Below are 10153 nucleotides of genomic sequence, written 5' to 3'. Positions count from 1 at the left end.
GCCCGGGGCCGGCCAGGGCCGCGCTCCGGGCCGCGACATGCGCCGGCCGCCCCCCCCCCCCCCCCGGGCGGCCCCCCCCCCCCCCGCGACCGGGCGCTCGCGCGCGAAGTTCCGGACGATCTCGCCCGCGTCCTCCGCGTACCCGCGGAGCTCCTCGATCCGATCCTGTACGTCCTGGGCGATGTCGCCCGCACCTTGCCTCATGTGCGACACGGTGCTGCCGCCGTTCTCCATGTGCCAACCTCGAGCGTGAAAGGGATCCTCTCGGCAAGGTAGAGGCAACGTGCCGGACGCGCCAAAGCCCCGTGGAGGCGGCGGCGGCGGTCCGGACGGGCGTCCCGGTGGCCGGCGGATCGTCCTGCACCCCCCCGGGGCTCGAGGCTCGCGACGGAGCGCCCGGGCGGGCGGCGGGCCTCAGCGGCGCGCCGCGCGCCGCCGACGTACGGCTCCGAGGAGCTCCGTCAGCTCGGCGATGCCGAGCGCGCGCGCGGCGGCGAGGTAGGCGAGGCCTCCCGCGGCTACGGGGACGAGCCCGAGCGAGAGCTGGCGCCCGAGCCCGCCCCCCGCGCCGAGCAGGCGCGAGAGCCCATGCTCGGTCGCCCACGCGGCGACGCCGAGCACGGCGGTCGCGACGAGCACGCGCCCGAGCTGGGCCGCGATCCCGACGCCGCCCAGGCCGCCGTGGCGGCGCCGCCAGGCGAAGGCGAGCACGAGGAAGTTCACCCCGGCGGCGATCGAGGTCCCGAGCGCCACGCCGCGGAAGCCGAGCACGGGCCAGAGCGTCACGTTGAGCGCCACGTTCGACGCCATCCCGAGGACGCTGCCGACGACCGGCACCCGCGCCTCGTCGAGCGCGTAGAAGGCGGGCGCGAACACCTTCACGCCCGAGTACGCGTACAGCCCGATCGCGTAGAACACGAGCGCCTGCGCCGTCGCCGCCGTGTCCTCCGGGCGGAATCGGCCGTGCTCGTAGATCATGGAGATGATCGGGCGCGCCAGGACCGCGAGCCCCACCGCGGACGGCACGTTCAGGAACGCCACGTGCCGCATCGCCGCCCCGAGTGTCGCCTTCACCGCCGGCATGTCGCGCGCGGCGGCGCGCTGCGCGACCCCCGCCCCCGCCACCGTCGCGATCGCGACGCCGAACACGCCGAGCGGGAGCTGCATGAGCCGGAAGGCCATCTGCAGCCACGTGTTCGCGCCCACCTGGTGCGACGCGAAGACCGTGTTCACGAGGATGTTCACCTGGGTCGCGGAGAGGCCGACGACCGCGGCCCCCATGAGCCTGCCGATCCGGCGCAGCCCCGGGTCGGCGAGCGCGTCGCGCGCCAGGGTCGGCCGGATCCGGAAGCCGAGCGCGTGGAGCGCCGGGAGCTGGGCGGCGAGCTGCATCACCCCGCCGACCATCGTCCCCACCGCCCAGCCGACCACCGCGCGCTCGGGCGGCCAGCCCGCCGCCCACAGCCCGAGCCCCACCGCGATGGAGCCCACGTTGAAGAGCGCGGGGGCGATCGCCGGCGCGGTGAAGCGGCTCTGCGCGTTCAGCATGCCCATCGCCACCGCGGCGAGCGACACGAGGAGCAGGAAAGGCATCATGATCCGCGCGAGCAGCGCGGCGAGGCCGGACGCCTCGAGGCCCGGCGCGATCACCGCCACGAGCCCGCCCGCGAAGACGACCCCGAGCGCGGTGAGGATCCCGACCGCGAGGAGCACGAGCGCGACGACGGCGTTCCCGAGCCGGTAGGCGGCCTCGCGGCCGCGGTTCCGGTGCGCGTCGGCGAACGCCGGGACGAACGCGGAGGAGAGCGCCCCCTCCGCGAAGAGGTCCCGCAGGAGGTTCGGGATCCGGAACGCGACCACGAAGGCGTCGGAGAACCGGTTCGCGCCGATGAGGATCGCGAAGAGCTGGTCCCGCGCGAGGCCGAGGACGCGCGAGATCATGGTCGCGGCGGACAGCCACAGCGCCCGGCCCACGCGCACCGGCGCGGCCGAGGTGGCCCCCGAGGCTGCGCCCGGGGTCGCGCCCGCGGGCGCCTGCGTCGGTTGCGTCATCTGGGTCGTGGTCCCTGCTCGGCGGCGGCCGCTAGTGCTTGCCCATCGCGGGGCCGCGCGCGGCGGCCTCCTTCTTCATCAGGAAGGACTTCGCCTGCGCCTGGATCGTCTGGGGGACGTTCCGGTCTCGGGCGAGCTCCTTGATGTCCTTCTCCTGCAGCGTGTACATCATCTTCAGCGCCGTCGGCAGCGGGACCTTCGGGTTCTTCACGAGCGAGATCTTGATCGCGTAGGTCCGCGTGAACTCCCGGTTCGAGTAGATGTACCGGAGCACGTCCGAGCTCACCGTCCGCGAGTTGGCGAGGCCGAGGATCTCACCGTCCGTGATGCGGGGGCTCGTCGCGGCCGCCATCGACACGAGCTTGTTGGAGTCGCGCAGGAGGAGCGTGCGCGCCTCCTTGTTGCCGAGGGTGGCGAGCTTGATCTTCTCGGCCACCGACATGCGCATGACCCGCTGCGTGATGTTGAGCTTCTTCTTCTCGTCCTCGGCCGTCTGCGCCGCCGCGGCCGCGCCCTGCTCCTGGGCCAGCTCCGCGCCGTAGTCGCGCATCAGGGCGGCCGCGGTCTCGACCGGCTCGGGCGCCCTCGCGCTCGGGTCCACCCCGTGGATCCGCACGTGCGCCGCGACGAGCTGCGGGACGTCGAGCAGCGTGAGGCCGTTCCGGACGCAGAAGTCGCACGCGCCGTCCACCGTCGAGGCGAGCGCGCTCGGGTTCCGGCACAGGGCGCGGATGATCTCGTCGCAGCGCAGGAGCCTGAGCTCGTTCTGGCGGACGATGTCGACGAGCCGCTGCGACACCGAGGCCGCGAGGCGCGCCACGGTGGCGTCCGGCGTCGCCGGGTTGAGGAGCACGAGCTCGAGCGCGGCGTCCTTGCCGGCGAGCCTGTCGGCGAGCCAGTCGAGGACCTGCCCCGGGACCCCCTCGGCGCGCAGGGCCACGCCCCAGAGCTTGTCGGGGAGCCCCTCCGCCGTCTTCTGCGCCGTGGCGGCGACGGTCGCGTCGCCGTCGAACGACAGGAACCAGAGGAGCGTGACGAGGTCCCCGGGCGCGACGGCGGGGACGAGCCCCTTCGCGCCCATCGTCCGCAGCGCCGCCGGCGCCTTCTCGTCGGCGTGCTTCTGGAGCGGCTTCGGCAGCGTGTCGAGCGGCAGCGGACACCCGGGCATCTCGGCTCCTAGACGACGGCTCGCGATCCGATCGGATCGTCCGTTCAGGGCGCCTCCGGCGCCTCGGCCGGTGAGCCGAGCGCGACGGGCGACACCTCGTAGACCGGCGCGCGGCGCCGGCGCCAGCGGTGGCGCAGCTTGCCGAGCGTCCGGTTGAGGGGGTTCTTGCGGGAGAGGAACGGCAGCACCGGGTCGCTCCGGGTGCCGAGCGCCTCCCGGGCGGCGAGGAGCCGGACGTCGCGGGGCCACAGCTCGAGCCCGCGCGCGATGGCGCGGACGGAGCGGTCGCGCTGGTTGAGGGCGAGGTGCACCCGCGCCAGGTTGAGCAGGAGCTCCGGGTCCGGGCCCGAGGCGCGCACCGCCTGGTCGCACAGCGAGACGCCCAGGTTCGAGTTCCGCTCGACGAGGACGAGGGTGACGCCGTACCAGGACATCGCCCGCGGCGCGCGCGAGTCGCGCCGGAACGCGCGCTCGAAGGCGGCGTGGGCGCCGTCGACGTCGCGGGCGGCGAACGCGGCGAGCCCCTCCTCGAGGGCGGCGTCGCCCGCCGGCTCGGGGGCGGCCCGTGGCGGGGAGAGGGGCTCCGTCACCGGTTCCGCTCGTGGAGGAGGCGCAGGCCGTCGAGCGTGAGGTGCTCGTCCACCTCGGTGATGGTCTTCGAGACGCCGGCGATGAGCGCGGCGAGCCCGCCGGTGGCGACCACCTTGGGGCCGAAGCCGAGCTCGTCCGCCATCCGCGCGCAGATCCCGTCCACCAGGCCGACGTAGCCGTACACGAGGCCGCTCTGGATGGACGCGACGGTGTTCTTGCCCACCACGTGCGGCGGCTTCTGGAACTCGACGCGCGGGAGCTTCGACGCGTGCCGGAACAGGGCGTCCATCGAGATGGCGATGCCGGGGCAGATCGCGCCGCCCAGGTACTCGCCCTTCGGCGAGACCGCGTCGAACGTGGTCGCGGTGCCGAAGTCGACCACGATGAGCCCGCAGCGCCACCGCTCGTACGCGGCGACCGCGTTCACCACCCGGTCCGCCCCGACCTCGCGCGGGTTCTCGTACAGGATGGACATCCCGGTCTTCACGCCGGGGCCGACGAAGAGCGGCTTCACCTTGAAGTACCGGAGCGACATCTGCTCCAGGGTGAAGGCGAGGGGCGGCACGACGCTCGAGATCGCCACCGCCGTCACGGCCGCGGGGTCGAGCCCGGCGGCGGCGAAGAGCTGGCGGGCCAGGATGCCGTATTCGTCGTAGGTCCGGGTGTGGCTCGTCTCGATCCGCCAGTGATGGCGGAGCGAGGCGCCCTCGTAGGCACCCAGGACGGTGTTGGTGTTGCCGACGTCGATGGCGAGCAGCACGGCCGGAGCCTAGCGTCGCCTCCCAGCCGGGGTCAACGCGGTCGGCGCCTCCCGGGCCGCTATCGCGGCCGGAGCAGGGCGACGTCGCCCGAGAGGATCCGCTCCACGCCCGCGCGCCCGCGCACGAGGAGCGCGCCGGTCGCGTCGATGTCCTCGGCGATCCCCACGATCTCGCGCCCGTCCGTCCTCACGGTCACCTCGCGGCCCAGGGTGACGGAGCGCTCGCGCCAGGCCTCGCGGATGACGCCGAACCCCTCCTCCGCGTGCCGGTCGATCCAGTCCTCGAGCGCGGTGAAGCAGGCGGCCGCGAAGAGCGCGCGGGGCGCGGGGGTGCGGCGCTCGATGGCGAGGCTCGTCGCCTCCGCGCGCAGCTCCTCCGGGAAGTCCTCCGCGCGCGCGTTCACGTTGACCCCGACGCCGATCACGACCCAGTGGACGCGGTCCGGCTCGGCGGCGAGCTCGGTGAGGATGCCGGCGAGCTTCCTCCCCGACGCGAGGAGGTCGTTCGGCCACTTGATCCCCGCCTCCACCCCCGCCTGGCGGATCGCCTCGCAGATCGCGATCGAGGCGACGAGCGTCAGCTCGGGAGCGCGGGCCGGCGAGAGGTCGGGCCGGAGGATCGCGGAGAAGTAGAGGTTACGGCGCGGGGGCGAGACCCACGCCCGGCCGCGGCGCCCCCGGCCGGCGGTCTGCGTCTCGGCGACGACGATGGTCCCGTGCTCGGCGCCCGCCTCGGCGAGCTCCTTGGCGCGGTCGTTCGTCGAGCCGAGCTCCTCGTGGCAGTGCAGCTCCCGGCCCAGGTCGTGCGTGTTGAGCAGCGGCCGGAGCTCCAGCGCGGTGAGCCGGTCGGGGACCTCCGCGAGGCGGTACCCGCGCGCGGGCACGGCGTCGATGCGGTAGCCCTGCGCGCGGAGCGCGTCCACGTGCTTCCAGACGGCGGCGCGGGTGAGGCCGAGCTTGCCGGAGATGGCCTCGCCCGAGACGAACTCGTCGCCCGCCTCCGCCAGGAAGGCGAGCACCAGCTCCTCGCTGCTCGAGGCCTCCGCCATGCTGCGAGGACGCTACGCGAGCTCGAAGGAGATGTCGACCGCCCGGGCCGAGTGCGTGATGGCACCCATCGAGACGAAGTCGACCCCGGTCGCGGCGACGCGCGGGAGCCGCTCCAGGGTCATGTTCCCGCTCGCCTCGAGGAGCACGCGGCCGTTCGCGCGACGGACCGCTTCGGCCATCGCGGCGTCGTCCATGTTGTCGAGCAGGACGATGTCCGCGCCCGCCGCCACGGCCGCCTCGAGCCCCGGGAGGTCCACCACCTCGACCTCGATCTTGAGCATCGCGCCGGCCTGGGCGCGGGCGCGGCGCACCGCCTCGGCCACCCCGCCGCAGGCCGCGACGTGGTTGTCCTTGATGAGGATCCCGTCGCCGAGGGCGAAGCGGTGGTTCTTCCCCCCGCCGGCCCGCACCGCGGCCTTCTCGAGCATGCGCCAGCCCGGGGTGGTCTTGCGCGTGTCGAGGAGGCGCGTCCGGGTGCCGCCGGCCGCGAGCGCGTCGACGCAGCGGCGCGTCGCGGACGCGACGCCGGACAGGCGCTGCAGGAAGTTGAGCGCGGTGCGCTCGGCGGCGAGGAGCGCGCGGACCGGCCCCGTGGCCACGCCGACCACCTCGCCGCGGAGGGCGCGCGCCCCGTCCGCTCGATCGAAGCGGCACTCGGCGCCGAGCCGCTCGAAGACCCGGACGGCGACGGCCGTCCCGGCGAGGGTCAGCTCCTCCTTGACGAGGAACTGCCCCTCCCCCATCGCAGCCGGGTCGATCGTGGCCTCGCTCGTGACGTCCCCGAGGAGCAGGTCCTCCTCGAGCGCGAGATCGACGAGGCGCTCCGCGTGGGCCGAGAGCCGAGGCATCCCGCGGTGCTACTTCCTGCCGCGCCGCGCCGCCGCCTTGCGAGCGCCCTTCTTCGCGGCCGTCTTGCGCGCCGGGGCCTTCACGACGCGCTTCGCAGCCGCCTTCTTGCCGCCGCGAGCCGCCGCCTTGCGAGCGGGGGCCTTCTTCGCGGCCACCTTCTTGCCGCCGCGGGCCGGCTTCGCGGCGACCTTCTTGGCCGCGGCCTTCTTCGCCGGCTTGCGGGCGGAGCGGCGCGCCGGCTTCTTCTCCTTGCGGAGGCCCTCGATGCCGGAGACGACCGCGCTCGAGGCTGCCTTCGCGATCTCCGTCGCGGTGGCGACCACCTTCTCGACGGCCCCGGCGACCGCCGTCTGCACCTGACCGGCGGCCTCCTGGACGGCCGCGGCCGGCGTGGACGGCGACTCCTCGGTCGTGGGCTTCTGCTCGTTCTGGTTCTCCATGGATTGCCTCCTCGTGGAAAGCGTCTCGGAACCCGAGAGCATTGCACGATGCGCTTCGAGCTTGTGCTTTTTTTCGCGAAGCTCGACGAGCCGCGCGCGGTCCTTCTCGACCACCTCCGCCGGCGCCTTCGCGACGAAGCTGGGGTTCTCGAGCTTCTTCCCGACCGAGGCGAGATCCTGATCCAACTTGGCGATTTCCTTCTCGATTCTCGCCGCTTCCGCAGCGAGATCGATCGCGCCGGCGAGGCCGACGCGGACCTCGAAGCCGGCGCCGACGGCCACCGCGCTCTGGCCGCGCTTCGCGGGGACCGCCCCGTCGGAGAGCACGCGCGCGTCCTTCACATTGGCGAGCCGGTGAATGCGGCCGAGCTCCTCGCGAACGGTCGCCTCGGCCTCCGCGTCGAGCGAGCCGAGCTCCACGTCTTCGAGCACGACCTTGAACGGGATGTTCATCTCCCCGCGGATGTTGCGGATGGCGTCGACGACGCCGATCACCGGGCCGAACCCGCGCTCGGCGGCCTCGTCCACCTCCGCCGCGCGCGGGTAGCGCGCCGCCAGGATCGAGTCGGGCCAGCCGTCCGCGCCGACGCGCGCGCGGAGCACGTGCCAGAGCTCCTCGGTGATGAACGGCATGAAGGGATGCAGCAGGAGGAGCGCGGTCTTGAGCGTGTGCGTGAGCGTCGCCTGCGCCGCCGCCTTCTTGCCGGCGTCGTCGCCGTAGAGCGCCTCCTTGGCGAGCTCGATGTACCAGTCGCAGAGCTCGCCCCACACGAACTGGTAGACCGTGCTCGCCGCCTCGTTGAAGCGGAACCCCTCGAGCGCCGCGAGGGTGTCGTTCACGGCGCGCTGCGTGCGCGCCAGGATCCAGCGATCGGCGGCGGTCATCGCGAGCTTCGTCGGGTCCACGTCGCGGTGGACGTGGCCCTCGAGGTTCATGAGCGCGAAGCGCGTCGCGTTCCAGAGCTTGTTCGCGAACGCGCGGTAGCCCTCGATGCGGTCCTTCGCGAGCTTGATGTCGCGCCCCTGCGCGGTGAGCGCCGCGAGCGTGAAGCGGAGCGCGTCCGCGCCGTACTGCTCGGTGATGACGAGGGGGTCGATCACGTTCCCCTTCGTCTTCGACATCTTCTGGCCCTTCTCGTCCCGCACCATCGGGTGCAGGTACACCGTCCGGAAAGGCACCTCGCCCATGAAGTGGATCCCCATCATCATCATCCGGGCGACCCAGAAGAAGATGATGTCGTGCCCCGTCTCCATGACGGACGTGGGGTAGAACGTCTCGAGCGTCTTCGTCCGGTCCGGCCAGCCCATGGTCGAGAACGGCCAGAGCGCCGACGAGAACCAGGTGTCGAGCACGTCCTCGTCCTGGCGCAGCGCTCCCTTGCCGCAGGTGGCGCACGCGGACGGCGTCTCGCGCGCGACGGTGACGTGGCCGTCCGGACAGTACCAGGCCGGGATCTGGTGGCCCCACCAGAGCTGGCGGCTGATGCACCAGTCGTGGATGTTGCGCATCCACGCCATGTACGTGTTCGTCCACTGCTCCGGGATGAAGCGCGTCCGCCCCTGCTCCACCGCCTCGATCGCCGGCCGCGCGAGCGGCTCGATCTTCACGTACCACTGGTCGGAGAGGAGCGGCTCGAGCACGGTCTGCGAGCGCTGGCAGCGGCCGAGCGGGAGGACGTGCGGCTTCGTCCCGCGATCGAGCCCCTTCTCGGCGAGGAGGCGCTTCACCTCCTCGCGCGCGTCGAACCGATCCCGGCCGGCGAGCGGCCCGGCCGCCTCGGTCATCCGCCCGTCGAGCCCGATGACCGTGAGCTGCTCGAGCCCGTGGCGCTTGCCGACCTCGAAGTCGTTGAAGTCGTGCGCGGGCGTCACCTTCACGGCGCCGGTGCCGAACTTCGGATCGACGAGGATGGCGTCGGCGACGATCGGGATCTCGCGATCGAGGAGGGGGTGGCGCACCTTCTTGCCGACGAGCCCCCGGTAGCGCTCGTCCTCCGGGTGGACGGCGACGGCGGTGTCGCCGAGCATCGTCTCCGGCCGGGTGGTGGCGACGACGATCTCGCCGGAGCCGTCGGCGAGCGGATAGGCGAACGACCAGAGCTCGCCGGGGTGCGCCTCCTCGTGCTCGACCTCGAGGTCGGAGAGCGCGGTGCGGCAGTCGGGGCACCAGTTGATGAGCTTCTTCTCGCGGTAGACGAGCCCCTCCTCGTGCAGGCGCACGAAGACCTCGCGCACGGCGCGGGAGGACCGCTCGTCCATCGTGAAGCGCTCGCGCTCCCAGTCGAGGGAGGCGCCGAGCGCCTTGTGCTGCTCGCCGATGCGCGAGCCGAAGCGCTCCTTCCACGCCCACACGCGGCGGAGGAACTCCTCGCGGCCGAGGTCGTGGCGGCTCACCTTCTCCGTCTTCTTGAGCTCCTTCTCCACGATCATCTGCGTGGCGATGCCGGCGTGATCGGTGCCGGGGAGCCACAGGGTGTTGAAGCCGCTCATCCGCTTCCAGCGGATGAGGACGTCCTGCAGGGTCGCCGTGAGCGCGTGGCCGAGGTGCAGGGAGCCCGTCACGTTCGGCGGCGGCAGCACGATCGAGAACGGCGGGCGCGTGCGGTCGTTCTCGTCGCCGTGGAAGTAGCCGCGCTCGAGCCAGAAGGGATACCAGCGGGCCTCGACCTCGCGGTGCTCGTAGCCCTTCGCGAGCTCGGTCCGGTTGTCGTTCTCCATGACGTCTCGATTCGCCCTCCCGCCCGGCGTGCGGACGGGAGGGCCTGATGAGGTTGTCCTTGCGGGATGGCGCCGGGCGCTCAGCCCTGGCGCGACTTCACGAGGCGGTCGAGGTTCTCGCGGATGATCGTCTCCGCGAGCTCGGGTACCACCTCCCATACGATGCGCTCGATGACCTCGCGGGAGGCCTTCGAGAGCGCGTCGCGGAGCGCCGTCTCGCCGCCGTCGGCGGCGGAGGCCGCGGCGGGCGCGTGGCCCGTCGTGGCCGCAGGCGGCACGAACTCGTGCATCGGAGCGAGCTCCGGCGCGGGCGCCTCGGCCGGCGGCAGCTCGATCGGCGCGGGCGCGCGCGGCGCCGCGTCGAGCCCGAGGCCGAGGCCGAGGTCGAGCGGCTCGTGGCGCGCCTGCGCCGCCTCTCCCATGTCCACGTCGCTCCAGTCGTCGTCCTGGCGCGGCGCGACGACGGGCGCGGGCTGGGCGGGCGTTCCGAAGCCGAAGGGATCCTTGCGCACCGGCGCGGGCGCG

General features: G+C 73.2%; 8 protein-coding genes and 1 pseudogene. All 9 read right to left on the bottom strand.

Going from position 1 to position 10153, the window contains the following annotated elements; all coding sequences use genetic code 11:
• The coding region (locus MNZ39_RS21200; RefSeq protein WP_242341093.1) for a hypothetical protein at positions 1-234 on the bottom strand (234 nt) is incomplete at its 3' end.
• Between the two features lie 180 nt (positions 235-414).
• Complete coding sequence (gene murJ / locus MNZ39_RS21195) at positions 415-2052, bottom strand: murein biosynthesis integral membrane protein MurJ (protein WP_242341092.1); 1638 nt, start codon at positions 2050-2052, stop codon at positions 415-417.
• Between the two features lie 31 nt (positions 2053-2083).
• Positions 2084-3220: a hypothetical protein gene (locus tag MNZ39_RS21190; RefSeq protein ID WP_242341091.1), complete on the bottom strand. Its 1137-nt coding sequence runs from the start codon at positions 3218-3220 to the stop codon at positions 2084-2086.
• A 44-nt stretch (positions 3221-3264) separates the two neighbouring features.
• Positions 3265-3810, bottom strand: a complete 546-nt coding sequence (locus tag MNZ39_RS21185; RefSeq protein ID WP_242341090.1) for a M48 family metallopeptidase — start codon at positions 3808-3810, stop codon at positions 3265-3267.
• A complete protein-coding gene (locus MNZ39_RS21180) occupies positions 3807-4571 on the bottom strand; it encodes a type III pantothenate kinase (protein WP_242341089.1) in 765 nt (254 codons plus the stop codon). Before MNZ39_RS21180 ends, MNZ39_RS21185 begins: the two co-directional genes overlap by 4 nt.
• Before the next feature lie 59 nt (positions 4572-4630).
• The gene (locus MNZ39_RS21175; protein WP_242341088.1) at positions 4631-5620 is read right to left on the bottom strand and encodes a biotin--[acetyl-CoA-carboxylase] ligase; all 990 of its coding nucleotides are present in this window, start codon (positions 5618-5620) and stop codon (positions 4631-4633) included.
• Between the two features lie 12 nt (positions 5621-5632).
• Entirely contained in the window at positions 5633-6469 is an 837-nt protein-coding gene (gene nadC, locus MNZ39_RS21170; protein WP_242341087.1) for a carboxylating nicotinate-nucleotide diphosphorylase, read from the bottom strand.
• A gap of 9 nt (positions 6470-6478) precedes the next feature.
• The gene (locus MNZ39_RS21165; RefSeq protein WP_242341086.1) at positions 6479-9628 is read right to left on the bottom strand and encodes a valine--tRNA ligase; all 3150 of its coding nucleotides are present in this window, start codon (positions 9626-9628) and stop codon (positions 6479-6481) included.
• Positions 9629-9708: 80 nt separating this feature from the next.
• A pseudogene (locus MNZ39_RS21160) lies at positions 9709-10153 on the bottom strand (response regulator); the annotation flags it as partial.

Origin of the sequence: Anaeromyxobacter sp. SG66 (assembly GCF_022690805.1) — a bacterium.
Classification (GTDB): Bacteria; Myxococcota; Myxococcia; order Myxococcales; family Anaeromyxobacteraceae; genus Anaeromyxobacter; species Anaeromyxobacter soli.
This window is presented reverse-complemented; position numbering and strand designations above follow the sequence as displayed.

Excerpts from the sequence above, each read along its gene's own strand:
- MNZ39_RS21165 (WP_242341086.1), bottom strand. The coding sequence starts at position 9,628 with ATGGAGAACGACAACCGGACCGAGCTCGCGAAGGGCTACGAGCACCGC.
- nadC (WP_242341087.1), bottom strand. The coding sequence starts at position 6,469 with ATGCCTCGGCTCTCGGCCCACGCGGAGCGCCTCGTCGATCTCGCGCTC.
- MNZ39_RS21175 (WP_242341088.1), bottom strand. The coding sequence starts at position 5,620 with ATGGCGGAGGCCTCGAGCAGCGAGGAGCTGGTGCTCGCCTTCCTGGCG.
- murJ (WP_242341092.1), bottom strand. The coding sequence starts at position 2,052 with ATGACGCAACCGACGCAGGCGCCCGCGGGCGCGACCCCGGGCGCAGCC.
- MNZ39_RS21190 (WP_242341091.1), bottom strand. The coding sequence starts at position 3,220 with ATGCCCGGGTGTCCGCTGCCGCTCGACACGCTGCCGAAGCCGCTCCAG.